At 65.3% G+C, this 23,440-nt stretch carries 23 protein-coding genes; 11 read left to right on the top strand and 12 right to left on the bottom strand.

All coding sequences use genetic code 11. The features are described from left to right. Nucleotides 1-13: 13 nt before the first annotated feature. On the bottom strand, nucleotides 14-691 hold the full coding sequence (locus EZV60_RS16010; protein WP_135506615.1) for a cell division ATP-binding protein FtsE: 678 nt from the start codon (nucleotides 689-691) through the stop codon (nucleotides 14-16). Nucleotides 692-863: 172 nt separating this feature from the next. Here EZV60_RS16010 and EZV60_RS16005 point away from each other — a divergent pair, with 172 nt between their 5' ends. Further along, nucleotides 864-1,820 carry a zinc-ribbon domain-containing protein gene (locus EZV60_RS16005; RefSeq protein WP_135506614.1) on the top strand — a complete coding sequence of 319 codons (957 nt, stop codon included), beginning with the start codon at nucleotides 864-866 and terminating at the stop codon, nucleotides 1,818-1,820. A 27-nt stretch (nucleotides 1,821-1,847) separates the two neighbouring features. Here the strand turns inward: EZV60_RS16005 and EZV60_RS16000 are convergent, their stop codons facing one another. The 6 genes from EZV60_RS16000 to argH all read right to left on the bottom strand — a co-directional run bounded on the left by EZV60_RS16000 (nucleotide 1,848) and on the right by argH (nucleotide 8,195). Continuing rightward, nucleotides 1,848-2,051, bottom strand: a complete 204-nt coding sequence (locus tag EZV60_RS16000; RefSeq protein ID WP_135506613.1) for a hypothetical protein — start codon at nucleotides 2,049-2,051, stop codon at nucleotides 1,848-1,850. Nucleotides 2,052-2,275: 224 nt separating this feature from the next. Next, the gene (locus EZV60_RS15995; protein ID WP_135506612.1) at nucleotides 2,276-4,915 is read right to left on the bottom strand and encodes a TIGR02302 family protein; all 2,640 of its coding nucleotides are present in this window, start codon (nucleotides 4,913-4,915) and stop codon (nucleotides 2,276-2,278) included. A 36-nt stretch (nucleotides 4,916-4,951) separates the two neighbouring features. After that, nucleotides 4,952-6,217, bottom strand: coding sequence for a diaminopimelate decarboxylase (gene lysA / locus EZV60_RS15990; protein WP_135506611.1), 1,266 nt, complete (start codon nucleotides 6,215-6,217; stop codon nucleotides 4,952-4,954). A 114-nt stretch (nucleotides 6,218-6,331) separates the two neighbouring features. After that, a complete protein-coding gene (locus tag EZV60_RS15985; RefSeq protein ID WP_135506610.1) occupies nucleotides 6,332-6,631 on the bottom strand; it encodes a DUF2834 domain-containing protein in 300 nt (99 codons plus the stop codon). Then, nucleotides 6,628-6,807, bottom strand: coding sequence for a hypothetical protein (locus EZV60_RS15980; RefSeq protein ID WP_135506609.1), 180 nt, complete (start codon nucleotides 6,805-6,807; stop codon nucleotides 6,628-6,630). Before EZV60_RS15980 ends, EZV60_RS15985 begins: the two co-directional genes overlap by 4 nt. Then, entirely contained in the window at nucleotides 6,804-8,195 is a 1,392-nt protein-coding gene (gene argH / locus EZV60_RS15975; RefSeq protein ID WP_135506608.1) for an argininosuccinate lyase, read from the bottom strand. Before argH ends, EZV60_RS15980 begins: the two co-directional genes overlap by 4 nt. Here argH and EZV60_RS15970 point away from each other — a divergent pair. Then, nucleotides 8,194-8,781, top strand: a complete 588-nt coding sequence (locus tag EZV60_RS15970) for a TlpA family protein disulfide reductase (RefSeq protein WP_245306328.1) — start codon at nucleotides 8,194-8,196, stop codon at nucleotides 8,779-8,781. The two genes, argH and EZV60_RS15970, sit on opposite strands and share 2 nt — an antisense overlap. A gap of 61 nt (nucleotides 8,782-8,842) precedes the next feature. On the opposite strand, the gene EZV60_RS15965 is transcribed toward EZV60_RS15970, so the two are convergent. Continuing rightward, nucleotides 8,843-9,667, bottom strand: a complete 825-nt coding sequence (locus EZV60_RS15965; RefSeq protein WP_135506606.1) for a hypothetical protein — start codon at nucleotides 9,665-9,667, stop codon at nucleotides 8,843-8,845. Nucleotides 9,668-9,842: 175 nt separating this feature from the next. Here EZV60_RS15965 and ttcA point away from each other — a divergent pair, with 175 nt between their 5' ends. The 9 genes from ttcA to EZV60_RS15920 all read left to right on the top strand — a co-directional run bounded on the left by ttcA (nucleotide 9,843) and on the right by EZV60_RS15920 (nucleotide 18,861). After that, nucleotides 9,843-10,712, top strand: a complete 870-nt coding sequence (gene ttcA / locus EZV60_RS15960; RefSeq protein WP_135506605.1) for a tRNA 2-thiocytidine(32) synthetase TtcA — start codon at nucleotides 9,843-9,845, stop codon at nucleotides 10,710-10,712. Nucleotides 10,713-10,769: 57 nt separating this feature from the next. Then, nucleotides 10,770-12,287, top strand: a complete 1,518-nt coding sequence (locus tag EZV60_RS15955; RefSeq protein WP_135506604.1) for a putative bifunctional diguanylate cyclase/phosphodiesterase — start codon at nucleotides 10,770-10,772, stop codon at nucleotides 12,285-12,287. A gap of 113 nt (nucleotides 12,288-12,400) precedes the next feature. Beyond that, on the top strand, nucleotides 12,401-14,233 hold the full coding sequence (yidC, locus tag EZV60_RS15950) for a membrane protein insertase YidC (RefSeq protein ID WP_135506635.1): 1,833 nt from the start codon (nucleotides 12,401-12,403) through the stop codon (nucleotides 14,231-14,233). Continuing rightward, nucleotides 14,230-14,973 (top strand): MOSC domain-containing protein, encoded by a 744-nt coding sequence (locus EZV60_RS15945; protein WP_135506603.1) that lies wholly within the window; start codon nucleotides 14,230-14,232, stop codon nucleotides 14,971-14,973. The genes yidC and EZV60_RS15945 overlap by 4 nt, the downstream gene beginning before the upstream one ends. Beyond that, nucleotides 14,970-15,623 carry a ribosome biogenesis GTP-binding protein YihA/YsxC gene (yihA, locus tag EZV60_RS15940; protein WP_135506602.1) on the top strand — a complete coding sequence of 218 codons (654 nt, stop codon included), beginning with the start codon at nucleotides 14,970-14,972 and terminating at the stop codon, nucleotides 15,621-15,623. The genes EZV60_RS15945 and yihA overlap by 4 nt, the downstream gene beginning before the upstream one ends. Before the next feature lie 72 nt (nucleotides 15,624-15,695). After that, nucleotides 15,696-16,559, top strand: coding sequence for an acetylglutamate kinase (gene argB / locus EZV60_RS15935; protein ID WP_135506601.1), 864 nt, complete (start codon nucleotides 15,696-15,698; stop codon nucleotides 16,557-16,559). Between the two features lies 1 nt (nucleotide 16,560). Continuing rightward, on the top strand, nucleotides 16,561-17,199 hold the full coding sequence (locus EZV60_RS15930; protein WP_245306327.1) for a ferredoxin: 639 nt from the start codon (nucleotides 16,561-16,563) through the stop codon (nucleotides 17,197-17,199). Then, nucleotides 17,196-17,687, top strand: a complete 492-nt coding sequence (locus EZV60_RS15925; RefSeq protein WP_135506600.1) for a SixA phosphatase family protein — start codon at nucleotides 17,196-17,198, stop codon at nucleotides 17,685-17,687. Before EZV60_RS15930 ends, EZV60_RS15925 begins: the two co-directional genes overlap by 4 nt. A 58-nt stretch (nucleotides 17,688-17,745) precedes the next feature. Beyond that, nucleotides 17,746-18,861: an acetoin utilization protein AcuC gene (locus tag EZV60_RS15920; RefSeq protein ID WP_135506599.1), complete on the top strand. Its 1,116-nt coding sequence runs from the start codon at nucleotides 17,746-17,748 to the stop codon at nucleotides 18,859-18,861. A 70-nt stretch (nucleotides 18,862-18,931) separates the two neighbouring features. Here the strand turns inward: EZV60_RS15920 and EZV60_RS15915 are convergent, their stop codons facing one another. The 4 genes from EZV60_RS15915 to EZV60_RS15900 form a co-directional block, all read right to left on the bottom strand. After that, on the bottom strand, nucleotides 18,932-19,699 hold the full coding sequence (locus EZV60_RS15915) for an amino acid ABC transporter ATP-binding protein (protein WP_135506598.1): 768 nt from the start codon (nucleotides 19,697-19,699) through the stop codon (nucleotides 18,932-18,934). A 15-nt stretch (nucleotides 19,700-19,714) separates the two neighbouring features. Then, complete coding sequence (locus tag EZV60_RS15910; RefSeq protein WP_135506597.1) at nucleotides 19,715-21,016, bottom strand: amino acid ABC transporter permease; 1,302 nt, start codon at nucleotides 21,014-21,016, stop codon at nucleotides 19,715-19,717. A gap of 1 nt (nucleotide 21,017) precedes the next feature. Beyond that, nucleotides 21,018-22,232, bottom strand: a complete 1,215-nt coding sequence (locus EZV60_RS15905) for an amino acid ABC transporter permease (RefSeq protein WP_135506596.1) — start codon at nucleotides 22,230-22,232, stop codon at nucleotides 21,018-21,020. Nucleotides 22,233-22,349: 117 nt separating this feature from the next. Beyond that, nucleotides 22,350-23,369 carry an amino acid ABC transporter substrate-binding protein gene (locus tag EZV60_RS15900; protein WP_135506595.1) on the bottom strand — a complete coding sequence of 340 codons (1,020 nt, stop codon included), beginning with the start codon at nucleotides 23,367-23,369 and terminating at the stop codon, nucleotides 22,350-22,352. Between the last annotated feature and the right edge of the window lie 71 nt (nucleotides 23,370-23,440).

The following is a 23,440-nucleotide window of genomic DNA, read 5'->3' as shown; positions in this document are numbered from 1 at the left end:
GCCGGCGCGCGGGTCACAGGTCTGCCCCCGCCAGTTGCAGCCGCCGGTTGGAGATCCGCAGTACCCGCGCCTGCACGTGACTTTTGGCGGCGCGGATAAGTGCGAGATCGTGGGTGGCGACCATGATCGTCTTGCCCATGCGATTGAGTTCGATGAGCAGGCGCAGCAGGCGCTGCGACATCTCCCAGTCGACATTGCCGGTGGGCTCGTCCGCCAAAATGGCGTCGGGCGACATAATGATCGCGCGCGCCAGCGCGGCGCGCTGACGCTCGCCGCCCGACAGTTCCGGCGGCATGGCCGTGGCGCGTTCCTTGAGACCCACCCAGGTCATCAGCTCGTTCAGGTTGGCGGATTCCGCGAGAAGGTCGCGGCCCGACACGATGAGCGGGAGCGCGATGTTGTCGTTGACCGAGAGGTGATCGAGGAACTGGCAATCCTGGTGCACCACACCGATACGGCGGCGGGCCATGGCGATGTCGTCGCGGTCCATCTCGCGCCGGTCCGCACCAAAAAGCGTTACGTGCCCCGCCGTGGGCACGAGCGCGCCATAGCAGAGCTTGAGCAGGGTGGTCTTGCCAGCGCCGGACGGCCCGGTGAGGAAATGGAACGACCCCGCCTGCAGCGTGAGCGAGATGTCACTCAACAGCTCTCCTCCGCCATAGCTATAGGCGACGTTTTCAAGCTCGATCACACAAAGACCCCCGATGCCGATTTGCCTTTACATGCCCCAGAGGACACACATGTGCAATGACCGGAAGGCCACAGCCATTGACCCTTTTCCGTTAACACTTTTGCGCTTATGGTTCGTGGAAACGAAGAAGCAATGGCAGGCCGGACAACGGCAACAGGCGACGGGTGGCGATATGCGGCTGATTTGCCCCAACTGCGGTGCACAATACGAGGTGCCCGACGAAGTGATCCCCGAAAGCGGGCGTGACGTGCAATGCTCGGATTGCGGGGATACGTGGTTTCAGTATCACCCCGATTACCCGCCGGACCCCGAGGAAATGGCGCAGGATACCGCGCCTGACTGGACCGAGGCGGCAACCGAAGAACCAGACCCCGCCCCGGAGCCGGAACCCGCATCAGAGCCGGAACCCGAACGCGCCGCCGAACCTGACCCCGAACCGGAATTGGAGCGGGATCCGGAAGAAGATGCGGTCTGGGCCATGCAGGCGCCCGATGACGGTCCCTATGACGACGAAGACGTCTTTGCCATGGACGACACCGCAGAGAGCGCTGCGCCCGCGCGGCGCGAGCTTGATCCGTCGATCCGTGATCTGCTGCGCGAAGAGGCCGAGCGCGAGGAACAGGCGCGTCAGTCGGAGATGCGCGGCGGCGTGGAAACCCAGCAGGAACTGGGGATCGACGCGGGCGAGAGCGAGGCCGAGCGCCGCAATCAGGAAGCGCGCGCGCGTATGGCGCGGCTGCGCGGTCTGCCCGATACCGACCCCGATGCAGAGGACGACGATATCGATCCGGCGTCGCGCCGCAACCTGCTGCCGGATATCGAAGAGATCAATTCTTCCCTCGGTCCCGAGCGGGTGGAGGCGGAGAAGAGCCGCGCCGCCGCGCAGGACGCGGATGCCCAGATTGAGCCGCCCGAGAAGACCGGATTCCGGCGGGGATTTCGGATCGCGATCGTGGCCTCGGTCCTTGCGCTTTTGCTTTACGCCTTTGCGCCGCGGCTGGCCGAGTCTGTGCCCGCGCTGACCGGGCCGCTGGCGGGATATGTCGATCTGGTCAATTCCGGGCGCATGGCCCTGGCCGAGATGGTCGAGAACCTCGCCGGTGCGCTTGGCGAGGGCGAGGTTCAGTAAGGGCGCACCGTCCGCCGGTTACTGCGCCTATGCTTCGGAGTCGGCCGACCTGACCATGCCGCAACGCCATGAGTCGATCCGCCAGCCCGGATTGGCCGTCGCCCAGTGTGCGAGCATCGGCTGAGCTTTCATCATGCAGGTCATCATGGATATGTCGTAGTAGATCAATTCTTGTTCGCGGCATTTCGACGGGTCGGAAACAAGGCAAGTCATAAAAATAAGTTCAATCATTTTCGCCTCCAAATTAATACTTTAGTATTAACACAAACCGGATGAATGGTCACTCAATCGGAGGATAAGCTTTGGATCCAACGCTCCCGCGCGCGTTCCTGTTTTTCGGACAGGGTGCTTGGGGCGACTTGCCGGATCTGAAAGGCACGATTGTCTGACTTGGACGCGGGTTTTCACGCCCTGCCGAAAAAGACGTCAAACGCCGGAGCGGGCGATGGACGCCGTCAGAACCGGTCGAGCAGGCGGCGCAGGTAGTCGAGCTCGATCTCGGGGCGGTCGGTTTCGCCCGAGCGGCGGCGGATCTCGTCCAGCAATTCGCCGGCGCGGCGGTAGATATCCTCGCGCTGGTTGAACTCGCCCCGGTCGCCGGCCAGCCCGCGCTGCGACCGTCCGAGCGGGTCCTGTTCGCCGAACTGTCCGGGCGCCTGACCCTGAGCCTGGCCTTGTCCGCTGCCCTGCTGCTGGCCGTTCTCGGCCAGCGCTTCGCCGAGATTGCGCATGCCCTCGCGGAGCGCCTCCATCGCCTCGGATTGCTGGTCGATGGCCTCGGCCAGATCGTCCGAACGCAGCGCCTCTTCGGCGCCTTCCATCGCGCGCCCGGCCCGGTCGAGCGCCTCGCGCGCCGCCTCTCCGGCCTCGCCGCCCACGCCGGGCAGGTTGTTGCGCTGACGCTCCAGCTCGCGGCGCAGCGCCTCTTGCCGGCCGGCCAGATCGCCGGCCATATCGCCGGGCTGGCCTTGCTGACCCTGTCCGCCCTGACCCTGACCCTCGGCCTGCTGGTTACCCTGGCCCGGTTGCTGGCCGGGCTGCTGGCCCTGCCCCTGCCCGTTCTGGCCCTCGTGGCTCTGACCCTGGCCCTGACCGCCGTTGCGGCCCCGGTTGCCCTGGTTCTCTCCGGCCTGCGCGCCTGGATTGTACTGTTCCTGCAGATCGCGGAAGGCCTCATCCGACAGACCCTGCTGATCGCGGAGGGTTTCGGCCAGCCCTTCCATGGCCTGTTCGCCGGGCGACTGGCCGCCCTGCCCCTGGCCCTGGGTGACCTGCATGTTCTCCATCATCTGCTGGAATTCCTCCAGCGCCTGCTGCGCCTCGGCAAAGCGGCCCTGTTCCATCAGTTCCTGGATGCGGTCCATCATTTCCTGCAGATCCTGCTGATTCATCATCTGCATGTTTTCGGACATCTGCTGATTGCCGTTCTGCTCGCCCTCGCGCTGCGCCTGCATGGATTTCTGGCGCAGGTAATCCTGCGTGGCGTCGCGCAGTTCCTGCATCAGGCGGGCGATTTCCTCTTCGCTGGCGCCGTTCTTCATCGCCTCGCTCAGGCGTTCCTGCGCCGCGCGCATGCGTTCGAGCGCGTCGCCGATATCGCCGTCCTCAAGCAGGATCGCGAGATCCCAGAGCGCCTGCGCGATCTCGTCGCGCGCCTCGTCGGTCAGCCCACCACCGTTAAGCGCGAGCGTTTCGAGACGGCGCAGGATCACCCGCAGCCGCAGATAGGCGGTTTCCGAGCGGAAAAGCCCCGGTTCGGGTTCATAGGAGATGGCGCGCAGAAGCTGGGCGATGCGCGGCGCGTTGGCCTTGGCCCAAAGCAGATCCCGACGCTGTTCAATCACGGCGGCGGCAAGCGGATCGAAGAACTTGCGCGCGGGCAGATCCATTTCGACCGGTGCGCTGGCCCCGACCTGGCCCTGCGCATCGGTGACGGACATCGTCAGGGTGACCGGCAGATGCGCCCAGGCGTGTTGCGACAGGTTCTCGATCAGGCTTTCGGCGAAGGCGTCGCGCCCGCCGGTGATCGGCATCGGCAGATCGAGCGTGATCGGCTCACGCGGGTCGGGTGCGACGGCAAGGCCATAGCGCCTGTCTAGCCGATCCATGTCCAGGACGAAGGTGGCGGTGCCGCTTTCGACGGCGTAATCGTCGCGGGCTTCGAACGGCTGGCTCATCTGACCGTCGAAGGTGACGTCAAGCGCGCCTTCGGTCACGGCCACGGCGGGGGCTGCGTCTGGCGTGGCCTCGACCGTCCAGGCCGCGCCGCCGGGCCCGTCGATGCGCAAGCTGCCGGAGGTGGCGATCTCGAAGGCCTGCTCGCTGTCGGTGGCCGCGCCGACGTCTTCGGTCCGGCCCGAGACGGTTTCAGCCACAGAAAGCTGTCCGACCTCGCCATAAAGGCGAATGGTAACGCGGCTGCCCTCGGGCGCGCGGAAAGTGTCGGACTGATCGTTGAGATAGAGGCTTGGCAGGCCGGTATAAGCGGGCGGCTCGATCCAGCCTTCCCAGGCCGGGCCGCTGGCCAGCGCGGCGCCGCCGCCGGGCAGGGTTTGCGTCACGCTGCCGGCGCGCCACACGGAGCCGAAAAGCAGCGCCACCACAAGCCCGAGAAGCGCCACGTAGCGCAGGCCGAAGGGATCGCGGCGCGACAGGCGCAGGTCGGGCTCGACCACCTGCGCGGATTTGGCGCGCTCGGTCATGCGGTCGATATGCGCCTGCCAGAGCGCCTTGGACCCGGAATCACCCCCGCCGATGGCCTGGCGGTCGGCGAGCGCGGCCAGCGGATGCCCGGGTAGGACGGCGTCCATCCGGTCGATCGCCTCGTCCCGGCGCGGCCAGGCAAAGCGGCGCAGGCCGCGGATGGCAAACACGACCGCGGCGGCAATCGCGGCAAGGCCCGTCACCCAGACCACCTCGACCGGGGCCATGTCCTGCAGGCCCAGCATGAACAGGCCCGCCACAGCGATCAGAAGCGTCCAGAGCGGCCAAAAGGCCTGCACCACGCGCTCGGCGATCAGGCCGGCCCATGTCAGATAAAGCGGCCTGCGCAGCCGGGTGAGTATCGGGGTCAGAGGAGACTGCTCGCGCGCCATGCGTCCCTTTCCATTCGGATCACGACGCAACCGGCGTCACAACCATTCTGGGATGGTATCGCGATTTATCATCTCGTCAAAGGTCGGACGCGGGCGAATGACGGCGAATTGATGCCCGTGCACTAGCACCTCGGGCACGAGGGGCCGCGTGTTGTACTCGCTCGACATGACCGCGCCATAGGCGCCGGCGCTGCGAAAGGCCACGAGTTCGCCCTCTGACAGGGGCGGCATCATCCGCGCCTTGGCAAAGGTATCGCCCGATTCGCACACCGGCCCGACGATGTCGAACGGGCGCTGGTCGGCGCCGGGTTCAGGTTCGAGGACGGGCACGATGTCGTGATGGGCATCGTACATGGCCGGGCGGATGAGATCGTTCATCGCGCCGTCGAGAATGAGGAATTCGCGCCCCTCGCCCGATTTCACGTAAATCACCCGGCACACGAGGATGCCCGCATTGCCCGCGACAAGCCGGCCCGGCTCGATCTCGATCTCGCAGCCCAGATGGCCCAGTTCCTCGCGGATCATGGCGCCGTAATCGGTGGGCAGCGGGGGCGCCTCGTTCGAGCGAGTGTACGGAATGCCCAGACCCCCGCCGAGATCGAGCCGCGTGATCTCGTGCCCGTCGGCGCGCAGGGTCTCGGTCAGTTCGGCCACTTTCCTGTACGCGTCGCGGAACGGTTGCAACTCGGTCAGTTGGCTGCCGATATGCACGTCGATACCGATCACCTCGATCCCCGGCAGCGCGGCGGCATGAGCATAGACGGCGCGGGCGCGGGAAATCGGAATGCCGAACTTGTTCTCGCTTTTGCCGGTGGCGATCTTGGCGTGAGTCTTGGCGTCCACGTCCGGGTTGACGCGCACGGTGATGGGCGCGGTGACGCCAAGGGACGTGGCGACCTCCGAGAGCGCCTCCATCTCGGGCTCGCTTTCCACGTTGAACTGCCGGATGCCGCCTTCAAGGGCGAGGCGCATCTCTTCCCGCGTCTTGCCCACACCGGAAAAGACGATCTTGTCGCCCGGCACACCCGCCGCTTTGGCGCGCGCGTATTCGCCGCCCGAGACCACGTCCATCCCCGCGCCAAGACCTGCCAGCGTGCGCAGGATCGCCTGGTTGCTGGCGGCCTTCATGGCGTAGCAGACAAGATGGGGCATGTCGCCCAGCGCCTCGTCAAATAACCGGAAATGCCGGGTCAGCGTGGCGGTGGAATAGCAGTAGAAGGGCGTGCCCACCTCGGCCGCGATCTCGGCCACGGCCACATCCTCGGCATAAAGCTCGCCATCACGATAAAGAAAATGATCCATGCGCTCGCGCCCCTTGCTTGACGCGCCTCATATCACGGGCGCGCGGGTTTGCAATTCCGGGCGCGCCCGCGCCTCGCTTCTTCTTGGAAAAAACCTCCGGTCCTGCGGTCGCGGTCAGCGCATCCGCAGGAAAAGATAGAGCGGCAGCCCGCAGCTGACCCCGATGCAGAAGGTCGCTGGGATCGCCAGCAGGCGCAGCCAGTCGCGCCGCTGCAATGCCTCGTAAATCACCCACACGGTCAGCGCCACGGCAGCGATCGTGAGATCCCAGACCAGCCCCGAAGTGGCCGGATTGGCATGCCAGGCATCGACCATACCCATCAGGCCGCCCTCGTTCTCGCCGAACCATTGCAGGAAATAGGCCATCGGGTGGATGGCGCCCCAGACGGCCAGCGCGAGAAAGATCCACTTCACAGGCGGGTTCCCACATGCACGCTTACATTGCCACGGATGACCGAAGCGCCGACGCCGGCGCGCACGCCGTCGCTGCCCGCGCTGATCGTTCCGTTATAGTTCGGGCGCACAGGCTCTCCGTCGACACCGCAGGCCGCCAGAAGCGCCACCGCGGCAAGCATCATTCCCTTTTTCATCCCAGGATCTCCTTCCAGCGTTGAACCTGTTCGCGCACCCGGACGGGTGCAGTGCCGCCGTAGCTCGTGCGCGAGGCGACGGAGTTCTCGACCCCGAGGACATCATAGACCGCTTCGGTGATTTCGCCATGGACCGATTGCATGTCCGCAAGGCTGAGGTCCGGCAGATCACAGCCTTTGCCCTCGGCCAGCGCCACGAGACTGCCCGTCACGTGATGCGCCTCGCGGAAGGGCAGACCAAGCACCCGCACCAGCCAGTCGGCCAGATCGGTCGCAGTGGAAAAGCCCGAGGCAGCGGCGGCGCGCAGGTTGTCTTTGTTGGCGGTCATGTCCCTTACCATCCCGTCCATAGCGGCCAGCGCCAGCATCAGGTTGTCGGCGGCGTCGAAGACCTGTTCCTTGTCCTCCTGCATGTCCTTGGAATAGGCCAGCGGCAGGCCTTTCATCACGGTCATCAGCGCCACATTGGCCCCGAAAATGCGCCCGATCTTGGCGCGGATAAGCTCGGCGGCATCGGGGTTCTTCTTCTGCGGCATGATGCTGGAGCCGGTGGAAAACCGGTCGGACAGTGACACGAACCGGAACTGGGCCGAGGACCAGATCACCAGTTCCTCGGCAAAGCGGCTGAGATGCATGGCGCAGATCGACGCCGCGCCCAGGAACTCGAGCGCGAAATCGCGGTCGCTGACCGCATCGAGGCTGTTGGCGGCGGGCCGGTCGAACCCCAGCGCCTCGGCGGTCATCTGCCGGTCGATGGGAAAGGACGTGCCGGCCAGCGCCGCCGCGCCCAGCGGGCATTCGTTCATCCGCTTGCGCGCGTCACGCACGCGGCCGAGGTCACGCCCGAACATCTCGACATAGGCCATCATGTGATGGCCCCAGGTCACCGGCTGCGCGGTCTGCAGGTGGGTGAAGCCTGGCATCACCCAGTCCGCGCCGGCCTCGGCCTGCGCGAGGCAGGCGCGCATCAGCGTGACGAGCGCGCCGTCCACCGCGTCGAGCTGATCGCGGACCCAGAGCTTGAAATCGGTCGCCACCTGGTCATTCCGGCTGCGCCCGGTGTGCAGGCGGCCCGCCGGATCGCCGATGATCTCTTTCAGCCGCGCTTCGACATTCATGTGGATGTCTTCCAGCGCGGTGGAGAACGCAAAGCGGCCCTCCTCGATCTCTGACAAGACCGTGAGAAGGCCTTCCCTCATCGCCTCTGCATCCTTATCAGAGACGATACCGGCGGCGGCGAGCATCGCGGCATGGGCGCGCGATCCCGCGATGTCCTGCGCGGCGAGCCGCTTGTCGAAACCGATGGAGGCGTTAATTGCTTCCATGATAGCATCGGGGCCTGCGGCGAAGCGGCCACCCCACATCTGGTTGGAGGATTTGTCTGTCATGTCCGAGCTCTTGGGAGGCGCTGTGAAAACCTTGTTCGTCACCGTCCTTTATACGGCGCTGGCCTTTGGTGCAAACGCGGCTTTGGCGGGGTCCGACCTTGCCGGGCTGCGCGAGGGCGATATGAAAAAGCTGGTCGTGCATGGTGATCCGATGCCGGTCTCGGAGGAGACTTTCACCACCGGCGAAGGCGCCGAGGCGCGGCTGACCGACTACAAGGGCAAGGTCACGCTGGTGAATTTCTGGGCGACCTGGTGCGCGCCCTGCCGCAAGGAGATGCCGATGCTGGCCGAGCTACAGGACGAGTTCGGTGGCGAGGATTTCGAGGTTGTCACCATCGCCGTCGGCCGCAACGCGCGCCCCGCGATGGAAAAGTTCTTCGAAGAGATCGGCGTGACCGACCTTCCGCTGCATATCGACCGTCCGATGACCCTGTCGCGCGCCATGGGCGTGCTGGGCCTGCCGGTGACGATCCTCGTGGACCGCGAGGGCAGAGAGGTCGCGCGCCTACAGGGCGACGCGGTCTGGAATTCCGACAGCGCCAAGGCGATCATCCGCGCAATGATCGAAGACGGCGCGGAAGGCTGACCGCCCCGGCAGAACGCGCGGCGGCGTGGTCGATGTGTGACAGTAGACCTTGTCCGCGGGTCTACTTCGTGTAGCCGCCCGCGCCGAAAAAGCCCGGATCGAGAATAGCCAGGCAGGCATAGTCGCTTTCGGTCACGCCTAGCTTTTTGCAGACATGGCGCGACGCCGCGTTGTCATGGCGCACCCCGGTATAGACCGAGGTCGCCCCGAACACCTCTTGCATATGCAGGGCCGCGCGTGCTCCGAGATAGAGCGACAGAGCATGGCCGCGGTCCTGTTGGCGCGTGGCGAGCATGCCCCACCAAGACGCGCGGGCGAATGGGCTGTCGGGATGGTTGCGCATCACCGCGCCCGCGCAGGCCGCGACGCCGCCATCAGGCGCCTGCAGGAAGTAACAGACCGCATTCAAGCGCTGCCCGCTGAGCACCGGCAGGGCGGGCGGCAGGACCCCGCAGCCCAGCGCCGTTTCGGCCAACGCCGCAAGCGTGCGCGCCGGCGTGTCGGCCCCGACCCGGTTGAGCGTATAGCCGCGCGGCATGTGAAAGCCGGCCACGAAGGCCGCACAGCGCTGCCAGCAATCTGCGCCACCCATGAACTGATCCCAGCGATCCGTCACGAGGCCACCCTGAGCAAAGGCGCGGCCCAGCGCCGTTTCCTGCACCAAGGGCGTGTAATGGCACACCGTCGCGCCCTGAATCCGGGCCAGCGCCGCGACGGCCTCTTGGTCGGCGACCGTGGCGCCATCGATGCCGACCATTCTTCCTTCGTAGCCATAGGCCGGGCTGCTGTTGAGCAGGGGCCATAAATCGTGCGCGATGGCCTGCATCCGCTGCTGTGCTTCGCTGCCGAAGAATTGTGGCGGTGCTTGGGGCAAATCACTGGTCATCGAAAGGCCAAGGTCCGGAAAATGAAGAAATATTTCAATGCATTTGACGCCAGCATAGCATATTGGTGCGCAGATGCATCACGCCGATCTGCCCGGCGGGTCGCGCCGGTGGCGGTGCCGCCGCATATGTCACCTGCCCTTGTGCGGGACCGTCAAAGCCCCTAAAGCCGGCGTCATGCTTGACGAGACTGACGAGATCCATCCGCTTTTTGCCCGCGCGCCCTCTGGCACCGAGTTCAAGAAGCTGCGCAAGCGCATCGTGCGGCAGACGCGCGAGGCGGTGGAGCAGTATGGCATGGTCAAGCCCGGCGCCCGCTGGCTGGTCTGCCTTTCGGGCGGCAAGGACAGCTATACGCTTTTGGCGGTTCTGCACGAGCTCAAGTGGCGCGGGCTTTTGCCGGTCGATCTGCTGGCCTGCAATCTCGATCAGGGGCAGCCCGGGTTTCCGGCGACGGTACTGCCCGAATTCCTTGAAAAGATGGGCGTTGCGCACCGGATCGAGTATCAGGACACCTATTCGGTCGTGGTCGACAAGGTGCCCGCCGGGCGGACCTATTGTGCCCTCTGTTCGCGGCTCCGGCGCGGGCATTTGTACCGGATCGCGCGCGAAGAGGGCTGTTCGGCCGTGGTGCTGGGCCATCACCGCGACGATATCCTTGAGACGTTTTTCATGAACCTCTTTCATGGCGGGCGGCTGGCCACGATGCCGCCGAAGCTGGTCAATGAAGAGGGCGATCTTTTCGTTTACCGACCACTTGCGCATGTGGCCGAGGCGGATTGCGAGCGGTTTGCGCGGGCGATGAATTATCCCATCATTCCCTGTGACTTGTGCGGATCCCAGGACGGGCTGCAGCGCCAGCAGGTCAAGCAGATCCTGGACGGGTGGGAGGCAAATTCCCCCGGCCGCCGGCAGGTCATGTTCCGCGCGCTGATGAACGCGCGGCCCTCGCATCTTCTGGACCCCAAGCTGTTCGATTTCGCCGGTCTGACCCGGGAAACCGTAAAATTAGAGGAAAAGGACAAGGGCCTGCCGAAGCTGCGTTAATTCGGTGTTGACCTGCCGCGCGTAGCAAGGTGGCGTGTCTTTTCGGGACCCTCTGCCATGCGCCCTTCCCTGTTCACCTCGCTGACTGCGCTTCGGCATTCGCTGGCCACGGGTCTTTCGGGGCCGCAGGCGCTGGCCTTTCTGCCTGCGGTCGTGCTGGCGGGGTTCTGGCTTGGCGGGGAACCGGCCCTTCTGGCGACGGCGCTGGCCTTTCCGCTTCTGCTTGCGCTGGTCGGCGCGGCCTCTCCTACCCCGGAAGAGGGGGATGACGCAGAAGGTCTTGAAGCGGCTTTGGACGACGCGCTGGAAGTGGCGCGCAGGTGCCTGCGCAAGACGGGCTGCTTCCTGATCGAGGTGGACGATTTCGACCTGCTGCTGGACCGCCACGGGCAGGCCGCCGCGGACCGGGTGATGGGCTGTGCGGTGACGCGGATCGGCAACGCGCTGCGCGACGGCGACAAGGTGGTCAAGCTGGGCCGCGGGCAGATCGGCGTCGCGCTGTCGCCGGTGCGGCAGGTCGATTCGGAAACCGGCCTGAAGATGGCCGCGCGCCTGCAGGCCGCGGTGGAAGAGCCGGTCGCACTCGACAACACGACGGTCTACGTCTCGGCCTCGGTCGGGCTGTGTCTGGATGTTCTGATGCCGGGCGGGTCGGGTCGCGACCTGGCCGACGCCGCCGGCATGGCGCTGCGCGAGGCGCGGCGGCACGCGCCCTCGGCGATCCGCGCCTACACGCCCGAACTGCGCGGGCGCGCCGGCACGGCTCAGGGCAGCCATGACGACGTGCGCCACGCGCTTGAGGCGCGCCAGATCTGTGCTTGGTTCCAGCCGCAACTCTGCACCGACACGGGCGGGATTTCCGGCTTTGAGGCGCTGGCGCGCTGGCACCACCCGACGCAGGGCATCGTGCCACCCGACGAGTTTCTGCCGGCGATCAAGGCGATGGGACAGTCCGAGCGGCTGGGAGAGATCATCCTGCAGGACGCGCTGAACGCGATGAAAGCCTGGGCGCAGGCCGGTTACGATATCCCGCATGTGGGCGTGAATTTCTGCCCTGAAGAGTTGCGCGATCCGAAACTGCCGGACCGGGTGGCGTGGGATATCGACCGCGCGGGTCTGACGCCCGGGCGCCTGGCGGTGGAGATTCTGGAATCCGTCGTCGCCTCGACCCCCGATGACACGGTCACGCGCAATATCCGCCGGCTGAGCGAGATGGGATGCCTCATCGATCTCGACGATTTCGGCACCGGCCATGCCTCGATCTCGTCGATCCGGCGTTTCGCGGTGCAGCGGCTGAAGATCGACCGGTCCTTCGTGCGCAAGATCGACTGCGATCCCGAGCAGCGGCGCATGGTCAACGCGATCCAGCTGATGGCCGAGCAGCTTGACCTTGAAACCCTCGCCGAAGGGGTGGAGACTGCGGGCGAGCATGCGATGCTGGCGCAGCTCGGCTGCGGCCATGTTCAGGGTTTCGGCATCGCCAGGCCGATGCCGCTGAAAAACACGCTGCCGTGGATCGAAACGCATCTCGCGCGTCTGCAAAGCCCGCCGCCGATCGGCCGCAAGACCGGATAAGGCCATATGCCACAGGGACGACCGCGCAGGGAATCGTCCCAGACCCCTTGACCTTTCGCGCGTCACTCTGTTGAACCCCCGGGAACAGCAATGAGATGAAGTGGCCCCCGGCGATGGATGAACAGAACAAGAATCTTCTTCTGGCAACGGTGCTCAGCCTGCTTGTCGTCGTGATCTGGTTCGTCCTGTTCCCGCCGCCCGAGCCGGAACCCGCGCCCGACGGCGCCACCGCCACCGCGACGGACGGCGCGCCCACCGCCCCGACGGGCGATGTGGCCTCAGGCGGCGATGTGGCCGCGGTGCCCCAAAGCGCCGGCGCGGCCGCGACAGACACCGCGACCGCCCCCGAGACCGCCACGACCGCCGACACCGCCCCGCGCGTCGAGATCGACACGCCCAGCCTGACGGGCTCTATCTCGTTACGCGGCGGGCGCATCGACGACCTGATGCTCAAGAATTACCGCGAGACGCTGGAGCCCGACGCCCCTATCGTCACGCTGCTTTCGCCCATCGGCGGGGACCACGCCTATTACGCGCTTTTCGGCTGGGCGCCGGGCGGCGGCCTGACGCCTGATCAGGTGCCGGGCGCCAACACCGTCTGGTCGCTGGCCTCGGGCCAGACCCTGACGCCCGACAGCCCGATCGTGCTGAGCTGGGACAATGGCAGTGGCCTGACCTTCCGGCGCGAGATGGCTGTGGACGAAAAATCCATGTTCACCGTCACGCAATCTGTTGAAAACACCGGCGGCGCCACCGCCACCATCGCGCCCTATGGCGTGCTCGCGCGGCATGGCGAGCCGCAGGATCTGAAGAATTTCTTCATCCTGCACGAGGGCGCGATCAGCATCACCGACGGGGAACTCACCGAAACCGACTACGACGATTTCGAACCCGCCGGGCAGCACGACAACGTCGCCATCGCCGAGACCGGCTGGACCGGGTTCACCGATCATTACTGGATGACCGCACTCATTCCCGGGCAGGCTGCCGGCGCGCAGTTCTCGACCTTCCAGGACACCGCGCGCAACATCTATCAGACCAATATCAAGCAGAAGACCGAGACGCTGGCCCCCGGGCAAACGGCCACGATTTCCACCCGGCTTTTCGCCGGGGCCAAGGAATGGGACACGATCCGCGAGTACCAGAACGAAGGCGGCGTCACCAAGTTTCTCGACGCCATCGACTGGGGCTGGTTCTTCTTCCTCACGAAGCCGATCTTCGCAATGCTGCACTGGCTGAACCTGCTCATCGGCAACATGGGCTGGGCGATCATCGCGCTGACGCTCATCATCAAAGCCGCGCTGCTGCCGCTCGCCTATAAATCCTACGTCTCGATGGCGAAGATGAAAGAGCTTCAGCCGCAGATGCAGGAGATCAAGGAAAAGGCCGGCGACGACCGCCAGAAGCTGCAGAAGGAGATTATGGAGCTTTACAAGAAGGAGAAGGTGAACCCCGCCTCGGGCTGTCTGCCGATCCTTCTGCAGATCCCGATCTTCTTCTCGCTCTACAAGGTGATCTTCGTCACGCTGGAACTGCGCCACGCGCCGTGGGTGGGCTGGATCCGCGATCTTTCTGCGCCCGATCCCTCGTCGCTTTATAACCTCTGGGGCATTCTGCCCTGGGCCGCGCCCGAACCGGGCAGCATCCTGGCGCTCATTTTCATCGGTATCCTGCCGCTGCTTCTGGGGATCTCGATGTGGCTGCAGCAAAAGCTGAACCCGGCGCCCACCGACCCGACGCAGCAGATGATCTTTGCCTGGATGCCGTGGGTATTCATGTTCATGCTGGGCAGCTTCGCCAGCGGGCTGGTGCTGTACTGGATCGCGAACAACACGATCACCTTCATCCAGCAATACTTGATCATGCGCAGCCAGGGCTACAAGCCGGATGTCTTTGGCAACATCAAGTCGGGCTTCAAGAAGACGCCGAAAGACGAGAAAAAATGACCGGGCGCGTCAGCGCGATCTGGCGCTACCCGATCAAGAGCCACGGGCGGGAGACGCTTGTGCGCGTGACGCTGGAACCGGGAAAGGCCCTGCCGTGGGACAGGGTCTGGGCCGTTGCGCATACCGAAAGCAAGGCCGACGGAACGGACTGGGCGTCTTGCGCGAATTTCTCCCGCGCCGCGAAGGCGCCGGGGCTCGCGGCGATCTCGTCCCGCCTGGACGAGGCGACCGGGCGCGTGACGCTGCGCCACCCGGATCTCGGAGAGCTGGAGTTCCACCCCGATGACGAACCCGAGCGCCTGATCGCGTGGGCCGGCGGGCTTGTCCCGGCGAACCGCTCGCCCTCGCACCGGGTGGTACGGGCGCGCGCGCAGAACTTCACCGACAGCGCGTTTCCGTCTGTGACGCTGTGCAACGCCGCATCGCACAAGGCGGTGGAAGAGCGGCTTGGCGCGGACCTGTCGCCGCAGCGCTGGCGCGGCAATATCTGGATCGAGGGGCTTGCCCCCTGGGCGGAATTCGACTGGATCGGCCGGGAGGTCACGGTCGGCGGCGCCACGCTGCGGGTCGAGGAACGGACCGACCGCTGCCTGGCCACCCATGCCAATCCCGACACGGGCGCGCGCGATGCCGATATTCTGGCCGCGCTCGACAGTTTCGGCCACCAGGATTTCTCGGTCCGTGCGGTGGTGACCGAGGGCGGGGACGTCGCGCTTGGCGATGCGGTAACGCCGTCATGACCGACCTGCCCTATCCCATCGCCGCCGAGCCGGAGCAGGCCGAGGCCGAGGCGGGTCGCAAGCTTTTCGCGGGCGAGGTCGAGTTCGTCAAGGGCGTGGTCGCCATGTCGGGCCTGCCCGAGCCTGACCGGCTGGAGGTCTGTTTCTCGGGCCGCTCCAACGTGGGAAAATCGTCGCTCATCAATGCGCTGACGGGCCGCAAGGCGTTGGCGCGGGCGTCGAATACGCCAGGGCGCACGCAGGAGATCAACTATTTCAGTCTGGGCTCCCAGCGCTATCTGGTCGATTTGCCCGGCTATGGCTATGCCAACGCGCCGCTCGACAAGGTCGAGAAGTGGCAGCGCCTTCTCAAGCAATACCTGTCGGGCCGCGCCACCTTGCGCCGGGCCTTTGTGCTCATCGACCATCGCCACGGGATCAAGCCGGTCGACAGCGAGATTCTGAGCCTGCTCGACAGTGCCGCCGTGACCTTTCAGGTCGTGCTGACCAAGGCCGACAAGGTGAAAGAGAAAGACCGCGAGAAGGTGCTGGAGCAGGTGCGCAAAGCGCTGTCCAAACACGTCGCCGCCTACCCGGAACTGATCGTGACCTCCGCCGAGAAGGGCTGGGGCCTGCCCACGCTGCGCGCGACAATCGCGACTCTGGTCTGAGCAGGGACATCACATCTTGCGCGCGGGCGCGCGGGAAGGGATAAGCGGCTGAGCCTTCAAGGATCACCGCAAATGAAGACCCGAGAGATGAACCGAGACTGGATCGCCACCGCCCGCACGCTTAGCGAGGCGCTGCCCTATCTGCAACGCTATGACGGTGCCATCGTCGTCATCAAGCTGGGCGGACATGCCATGGGCAGCGACGCCGCCATGTCGGAATTCGCCCGTGACGTGGTGCTGATGCGGCAGGTGGGCGTCAACCCGGTGATCGTTCACGGCGGCGGGCCGATGATCAACAAGCTTCTGGACAAGCTCGACATCAAGTCCGAGTTCGTGGGCGGCAAGCGCGTGACGGACGAGGCCACCATGGAGGTGGTCGAGATGGTCCTGTCGGGGCAGGTCAACAAGAAGCTGGTGCAGGCCATCAACCGGCAGGGCGGCAAGGCGGTTGGCCTGTCGGGCAAGGATGCGGGGCTGATCACCTGCGTGCCGGCCGATCCCAAGCTGGGACTCGTGGGCGAGCCGGAGGTGGTGGACCCGTCGATCCTGCACACGCTTTTCCGCGATGACGCCATTCCGGTCATCGCGCCCCTGGGCGCCGGCCGCGACGGCGAGACCTTCAACATCAACGGCGATACGGCCGCGGGCGCGATCGCGGCGGCGCTGAAAGCCGACCGCCTGCTGCTTTTGACGGATGTGGACGGAGTGCGCGACGGGGACGGCAACGTGGTGACCGAGCTGACCTCGACCCAGATCCACGAAATGACGGACAGCGGCGTGATCGCGGGCGGCATGATTCCCAAGACGGAAACTGCACTGACAGCGCTGAGCGGCGGCGTGCGCGCCGTGGTGATCATCGACGGGCGCGCGCCCAACGCCGTGCTGCTGGAGCTTTTCACCGAGCACGGGGCCGGGTCGCTGATCCGGGCCGGTTGAGGTGAGCCCCGGGCTGGACGAGATCGAAGCGCGGGCCGCGCGCGAGCATCTGGCGGTCTTCGGCGTCGTAGGGGACGATCTGCCCAAGGGGATCGCAACGCTTGTCCTTCTGGGGCCGAAAGAGCCCGGCTTCTGGGACATGTTCACCGCCACGCCGGAATACGCCGATGGCGCGCCCGATCCGCTTGACCGCTGGTCCGCCCGCGTCATCGGTAGGGTGGCGCGCGACCTGGATGCAAGTGCATATTTGCCCTTCGGCGGCCCACCCTATCAGCCGTTCATCCAGTGGGCGCAGGCGAGCGGGCGGGCGCATGTTTCGCCCGTGGGTCTTCTGGTGCATGACACGGCGGGGCTGATGGTGTCCTACCGGGGTGCGCTGGGATTTGCGCACCGGATCGACGCGCCCGCGCCGCCGCCTTCGCCCTGCGAGACATGCCGGGAAACGCCCTGTCTCGGCGCCTGTCCGGTCGACGCGCTGGGGCCGGACGGCTACGATGTGCCGGCGTGCAAGGCCGATCTGGACAGGCCGGGAAATGATTGCATGACGCGCGGCTGCCGGGTGCGTAGGCTTTGCCCCGTGAGCCAGAGCTATGGCCGGCAATATTCTCAATCGGCCTTTCACATGAGGGCGTTCCGATGAAGACCCTGATCCTGATGCGGCACGGCAAGTCGAGCTGGGGCGATCCCGCGCTGGACGATCACGACCGGCCCTTGAACGACCGGGGCGTGGCCTCGGTCGAGGCGCTTGGGAACTGGCTGCGCGAACGCGGGCACCTGCCTGACCGCGCGCTGGTCTCGACCGCGCGGCGGACGCACGAAACCTTCCGGGGCCTTGGCCTTGACTGTGCGGAAGACGCGCAGCGCGCGCTCTATCTCGCCGAACCGGACACGATGCTGGAGACACTGCGCAAGGCAGAGGGCGACACCGTTCTGATGATCGGGCACAATCCCGGTATCGGCTGGCTGGCGCAGGACCTTGTGACGGCGGCGCCGGATCATCCGCGGTTCGAGGATTATCCCACCGGTGCGACGCTTGTCGTGCGCTTCGACGTCGGGAATTGGTCAGAGGTCAGGCCCGGGCGCGGTGAGGCGGTGGATTTCATCGTGCCGCGCGACCTGACCGACTGAGGCGCGAGCGCCAAATTGCCCCGCTGCGCCCGGCGCGCGGGGCTGCTAGATATACCCCATGCAGGCACCCCTATTCATTGGATCTGAGATCTACCGCGGCTCGAGCTACGGCGCACGTCACCCGCTGAGTATTCCGCGCGTGCCCACGGTGACGGATCTGAGCCGCGCCATGGGCTGGCTGCCGCGCGAGCGGTTCCGCACCAGCCCGCGCGCCAAGCCCGCCGCGCTGATGGCATTTCACACGCCCGAGTACATCGCCGCACTGCAGGAAGCCGAACGGCGCGGCGCGGTCGATGTCGCAAGCCAGGCCCGGTTCAGGCTGGGCACGTTGTCGAACCCGGTCTTTCCCGAGATGTTCCGCCGGCCCGCGACGGCCGCCGGCGGCTCGATCCTGGCCGCCGAGCTGCTGGCGCAGGGCGGCATCGTCTACAATCCCGGGGGCGGCACGCATCACGGCATGGCCGATCATGCGGGCGGATTTTGCTACCTCAACGATCCGGTGCTGGCGATCAAGGCGTTCCTTGCGCAGGGGCTGACGCGGGTCGCCTATGTCGATATCGACGCGCATCATTGCGACGGGGTGGCGGCGGCGTTTCAAGGCGAGCCGCGCGTGCTGATGATCTCGACCCATGAAGAGCGCCGCTGGCCCTTTACCGGCGCGCTGGAGGATCGGGCGGGCGGGCAGGCGATCAACCTGCCGCTGCCGCGCGGCACCGGCGATGCGGGATTCACGATGGCGATGGAGGAGGTCATCCTGCCCCGCCTGCAGGCGCTGCGGCCCGAGGCGGTGGTGCTGCAATGCGGGGCGGATGCGGTCCGCGAGGACCCGCTGGCGCGGCTGGAGTTGTCGAATAACGCGCATTGGTCGGTGGTCCGCGCGCTGATGGGGATAACGCCACGGCTGCTTGTACTGGGCGGCGGCGGGTATAACCCGTGGAGCGTGGGGCGCCTCTGGACCGGGGTATGGGCGACACTGAACGGGTTCGAGATCCCGGATCGCCTGCCGGAGCGGGCGCGTGCGGTTCTCGCGGGGCTGAGCTGGACGCGGACGCCGCGCCTGCCGGAGGATGACCTGATCGAGACCCTGCGCGACGCGCCGCGCCCGGGTGAGATCAGCCCCGAGATCCGCGACCGCGTCCGGTTGTTGCGCGCACGCCAAAAGGTCTGGGTCTAGAACGGCGAAGGCCGCGCTGAAGCACGGCCTACGGAAGCCTGAACTGGTAGGGCGTGCTTCAGCGCGCCCTTTAGTGACCCAGGATCTGGCTGAGGAAGAGCTTGGTGCGCTCGGACTTGGGATTGTTGAAGAACTCTTCGGGTTCGTTCTGTTCAACGATCTGGCCCTGATCCATGAAGATCACGCGGTTTGCGACCTGACGGGCAAAGCCCATCTCGTGCGTCACGCAGAGCATGGTCATGCCTTCCTCGGCAAGGCTGACCATGGTGTCGAGCACCTCTTTGATCATTTCCGGGTCCAGGGCCGAGGTCGGCTCGTCAAAGAGCATGATGCGAGGCTTCATGCAAAGCGAGCGGGCGATGGCGACACGCTGTTGCTGGCCGCCGGACAACTGCCCGGGATACTTGTCGGCCTGTTCGGGGATCTTGACCTTTTCGAGGAAATGCATCGCCGTCTGTTCGGCCTCGCGTTTGGGCGTTTTGCGGACCCAGATGGGCGCGAGCGTGCAGTTCTCGAGGATGGTCAGGTGCGGGAAGAGATTGAAGTGCTGGAACACCATCCCGACCTCGGAGCGGACCTTGTCGATATTCTTGATATCCGAGCTCAGAAGCGTTCCGTCGACCTCGATCTTGCCCTGCTGGTGTTCTTCCAGCGCGTTGATGCAACGGATGAGCGTCGACTTGCCCGAGCCCGAGGGCCCGGCGATCACGATCCGCTCGCCCTTGTAGACCGTGAGGTCGATGTCGCGCAGCACGTGGAAAGAGCCGTACCACTTGTTCATGTTCTCGATGTGGATCGCGACCTCGTCCGAGACCTTCATTTCAGCGGTGTCCGCCATGGAGTAACCCCTTTTTTACTTGTGATCCGTGGTGAGCTCGCGTTCGAGCCACTGGGAATATTGCGAGATGCCGTAGCAGACGACGAAGAACAGAAGCGCGGCGAAGCCGAAAAGCTCCCAATAGACGCCGTTCCATTCAGTCGAGGCGAGGATCGGGCCCCGGATCATGCCGACAAGGTCGAACATGGAGATCACCGAGACGAGCGTGGTGTCCTTGAAGAGACCCACCGCGACGTTCACGATGCCGGGGATCGAAATCTTGAGCGCCTGCGGCAGGATGATCAGCCGCATCGCCTGCGCGTAATCGAGCCCGAGACTGTCGGCGGCCTCATACTGCCCGGTGGGCAGCGCCGCGAGACCGCCGCGGATCACCTCGGCGATATAGGCCGAGGCGAAGGCGGTGATCATGATGATCACGCGGATTATGAGGTCGAAATTCGTGCCCGGCGGGAAGAAATAGGCCAGCACCACGTTCGCCACGAAGAGAAGCGTGATCAGCGGCACGCCGCGGATGAACTCGATGAAGACCACGCAGATCCACTTGATGATCGGCATGGAGGATTGCCGCCCGAGCGCCAGCGCGATGCCGATGGGAATGGACAGCGACACGCAGACGGTGCCGAGGATCAGGTTCAGCATGAAGCCGCCCATGTCGCGCGAGGCGACGGGAACGAGCATGGCCTGTTCGGGATCCATCCCGGCGGTGATGAGTCCGCCGATCCACCACACGATAACGGCCGCCGCAACAGCGCCGAAAAAGCCCGTCGCGAAGGAGCGCTGCACCAGCCGGCCCCAGACGAAATACCCCACCACGAAGCCCACGAGGGCCACGATCGGCGCCAGGATCAGCCCGCCCCAGATCAGCCAGTAGGCCAGGAACGGGTAAAGCGCCGTGAACAGCAGGAACTGGGAGGGGATGTATTTGAAGAACATCACCGGCGCGATGGCCACGAAGAGCAGCAGGAAGGCGATGAGAGGCCGCCAGTACTGATCGTCGGGATACTGGAAGCCGAAGAGAAGCTGGTTCCAGCGTTCGGTCAGCACGGCGAAACAGCCGCCCGCGGCGCCTTGCAGGATCTCGCGGCAGTCACGGATCGACTCGGCGTTCCAGATCCCGTTCAAAAGCCACGGGAGAGACGCCGCGAGGATGTAGTAGATCACGACGATCGACGCGATCGTGAGAATCGAATTCGGCACGTTGGCGAAGAGGTTCTCACGCATCCATTTGATGATGCCCTGCTCGCGCGCCGGGGGCGGCGCCTCGGGCAGCATGGTTTCGCGGACATACGCGACGGAGTGCTGGTGCATGTCACTCATATCAGCGCTCCTTCAGCCGGACGGCGTTGTTGTAGACGTTCATGACGGCGGAAATCGACAGCGAGATCACCAGATAGAACAGCATCAGGAGCAGAACCGCCTCGATAGCGCGGCCCGTCTGGTTGAGCGTGATCCCCCCCAGCGTCCCGGTGATGTCCATGTAGCCCACCGCGATGGCCAGCGAGCTGTTCTTGGTGATGTTGAGATAGTTCGAAATGAGCGGCGGAATGATGATCCGCAGCGCCTGCGGCAGGATCACGAGGTTCATGATCCGGCGCGGACGCAGGCCAAGCGCCGCCGCGGCCTCGGTCTGGCCCTTGGAGACGGCCTGAATACCCGCGCGGACGTTCTCGGCGATGAAGGCGCCGGTATAGATCGCCAGCGCGAACCAGAGCGCGATGAGAGAGCCCAGCACCTGGATACCGCCCTGGAAGTTGAAGCCGCCGAGTTCGGGGTATTCCAGCGAGATCGGCCGGCCGAGCACGAAGAAGCTCAGGATGGCGGGCACGAAGAGGATCGCAAGCGACGGCCAGCCCATCGGCAGCAGTTTGCCGGTGTCATAGAGCAGCTTGGTCGCGTAGCGGCGATAGGCGAACATGCCGATGATCGAGGCGATGAAGATGCCGACCACTACCCAGCCCATCGGTTCGAGCAGGGGTTTGGGCGTGTAGACGCCGCGGTTGGTAAAGGCGAAAGAGCCAAGCACCATCGACGCGTCGGCATCGTCGCCGCGGAAATCGCGTGGCGACGGCATCACGGCGGTCATGACGGTGTAGATGATGAGGATCCAGATCAGCACCGGAACGTTACGGAAGGCTTCGACATAGCCGGCCATCAGCTTGCGCACGAGCCAGTTGTTCGAAAGCCGCAGCACGCCGGCGATCACGCCGATGATCGTCGCGGTCACACAGGCCAGGAAGGCCACCAGCAGCGTGTTGAGCACGCCCACCACGGCGGCGCGCCAATGGCTGGACCGGCTGTCATATTCGATCAGGCGCTGGTTGATATCGTAGTTCGACGGCTCGCCGAGAAATCCGTAAGAGATGTTCAGCCCCGCCTCGCGCAGGTTCTGCGCCAGGTTCGAGCCGAGATAGGCGATCGCCGCGATCAGCAGGATAAGGGCGATGAACTGAAACGTGTAGGAACGATAGCGCGTATCGTTCAACAGCATGGACAGTTTAAACGACGCCTGTGGAGGGTCGGTCATTGTCGTCATCTGGATGAGTCCCCGTTGCCGGCCCGGATTTTTATGTGCGCGTCATGCGCGCGGAAGGCCAGTCGTTCTTTTGAAGCGCGAAGGGCGCGGTTTGCACCGCGCCCTTCCCGGGATTTTTTAGCGGAACGGCGGCGCGTACATCAGGCCGCCATCGGTCCACTGGGCGTTCAGGCCACGGGCCAGACCGACCGGCGTGTTCTCACCGATGTTCTTTTCGAACAGCTCGCCGTAGTTGCCACCGGCCGCGATGGCGCGCATGGCCCAGTCGGCGTCGAGGCCGAGCATCTCGCCGAGGTTGCCTTCGGTGCCGAGCAGACGGTTGATTTCCGGGCTGTCGGTCGGTTCAGCGGCCATATCGGCGATGTTGGCGCTGGTGACGCCGTACTCTTCGGCCGCGACCAGAGCGTTCAGGGTCCAGCGGACCACGTCACCCCATTCGTTGTCGCCGTGGCGGACAAGCGGGCCGAGCGGCTCTTTCGAGACGATCTCGGGCAGGATCACGTGCGCCGAGGGGTCCTCGAACGCGGCACGCGTGGCCGCAAGGCCGGACGCGTCGGTGGTGTAGACGTCACAGGCGCCGGCAAGGTAGTTCTGCTGCGCCTCGGCGTTGGTTTCGATCGGAACCGGCTCGTAGCTCATGTTGTTGGAGCGGAAGAAATCCGCCAGGTTGAGCTCGGTCGTGGTGCCGGTCTGGATGCAGACCGTGGCGCCGTCGAGTTCCTTCGCCGAGCTGACGCCCAGATCTTTCGGAACCATGAAGCCCTGACCGTCATAGTAGTTGATGCCGGTGAATTCGAACTTCAGGTCGACGTCGCGGGAGAAGGTCCAGGTGGTGTTCCGGGCCAGCATGTCGATTTCGCCGGAGGCCAGCGCCGTGAAGCGCGTCTTGCCGGTGGTCGGGACGAATTCGACCGCGGTCGGATCGCCCAGCACTGCGGCTGCGACAGCCCGGCAGACGCCGACGTCGAAGCCATCCCATTCGCCGTTTGCGTCCGGCGCAGCGAACCCGACGAGACCGGTAGTCACGCCGCAATTCAGCGAGCCGCGTGCCTTCACGTCATCGAGCGTGGCAGCCGCAGCGGCGCCAGCCGAAAGGCCAGCGACAGTCAGCGCGCCAAGAAAAACGGTTTTATTCATGTTTACCTCTTCCTGATATCTCCGCCCGGGTATCGGACGGTTTGTGCGGCCCTCTTGCGGACCGAAGCGAT

It is taken from the genome of Roseovarius aestuariivivens (genome assembly GCF_004761875.1).
In the GTDB taxonomy this organism is placed as follows: domain Bacteria; phylum Pseudomonadota; class Alphaproteobacteria; order Rhodobacterales; family Rhodobacteraceae; genus Roseovarius; species Roseovarius aestuariivivens.
This window is presented reverse-complemented; position numbering and strand designations above follow the sequence as displayed.

Excerpts from the sequence above, each read along its gene's own strand:
- argB (WP_135506601.1), top strand. The coding sequence starts at position 15,696 with ATGAAGACCCGAGAGATGAACCGAGACTGGATCGCCACCGCCCGCACG.
- yidC (WP_135506635.1), top strand. The coding sequence starts at position 12,401 with ATGGATGAACAGAACAAGAATCTTCTTCTGGCAACGGTGCTCAGCCTG.
- EZV60_RS15920 (WP_135506599.1), top strand. The coding sequence starts at position 17,746 with ATGCAGGCACCCCTATTCATTGGATCTGAGATCTACCGCGGCTCGAGC.
- EZV60_RS15980 (WP_135506609.1), bottom strand. The coding sequence starts at position 6,807 with ATGAAAAAGGGAATGATGCTTGCCGCGGTGGCGCTTCTGGCGGCCTGC.
- EZV60_RS15970 (WP_245306328.1), top strand. The coding sequence starts at position 8,194 with ATGTCCGAGCTCTTGGGAGGCGCTGTGAAAACCTTGTTCGTCACCGTC.
- EZV60_RS15925 (WP_135506600.1), top strand. The coding sequence starts at position 17,196 with ATGAAGACCCTGATCCTGATGCGGCACGGCAAGTCGAGCTGGGGCGAT.
- ttcA (WP_135506605.1), top strand. The coding sequence starts at position 9,843 with ATGCTTGACGAGACTGACGAGATCCATCCGCTTTTTGCCCGCGCGCCC.
- EZV60_RS15965 (WP_135506606.1), bottom strand. The coding sequence starts at position 9,667 with ATGACCAGTGATTTGCCCCAAGCACCGCCACAATTCTTCGGCAGCGAA.
- argH (WP_135506608.1), bottom strand. The coding sequence starts at position 8,195 with ATGACAGACAAATCCTCCAACCAGATGTGGGGTGGCCGCTTCGCCGCA.
- EZV60_RS15995 (WP_135506612.1), bottom strand. The coding sequence starts at position 4,915 with ATGGCGCGCGAGCAGTCTCCTCTGACCCCGATACTCACCCGGCTGCGC.
- yihA (WP_135506602.1), top strand. The coding sequence starts at position 14,970 with ATGACCGACCTGCCCTATCCCATCGCCGCCGAGCCGGAGCAGGCCGAG.
- EZV60_RS15910 (WP_135506597.1), bottom strand. The coding sequence starts at position 21,016 with ATGAGTGACATGCACCAGCACTCCGTCGCGTATGTCCGCGAAACCATG.
- EZV60_RS15945 (WP_135506603.1), top strand. The coding sequence starts at position 14,230 with ATGACCGGGCGCGTCAGCGCGATCTGGCGCTACCCGATCAAGAGCCAC.
- EZV60_RS16005 (WP_135506614.1), top strand. The coding sequence starts at position 864 with ATGCGGCTGATTTGCCCCAACTGCGGTGCACAATACGAGGTGCCCGAC.
- EZV60_RS16000 (WP_135506613.1), bottom strand. The coding sequence starts at position 2,051 with ATGATTGAACTTATTTTTATGACTTGCCTTGTTTCCGACCCGTCGAAA.
- lysA (WP_135506611.1), bottom strand. The coding sequence starts at position 6,217 with ATGGATCATTTTCTTTATCGTGATGGCGAGCTTTATGCCGAGGATGTG.
- EZV60_RS15905 (WP_135506596.1), bottom strand. The coding sequence starts at position 22,232 with ATGACGACAATGACCGACCCTCCACAGGCGTCGTTTAAACTGTCCATG.
- EZV60_RS15900 (WP_135506595.1), bottom strand. The coding sequence starts at position 23,369 with ATGAATAAAACCGTTTTTCTTGGCGCGCTGACTGTCGCTGGCCTTTCG.
- EZV60_RS15915 (WP_135506598.1), bottom strand. The coding sequence starts at position 19,699 with ATGGCGGACACCGCTGAAATGAAGGTCTCGGACGAGGTCGCGATCCAC.
- EZV60_RS15955 (WP_135506604.1), top strand. The coding sequence starts at position 10,770 with ATGCGCCCTTCCCTGTTCACCTCGCTGACTGCGCTTCGGCATTCGCTG.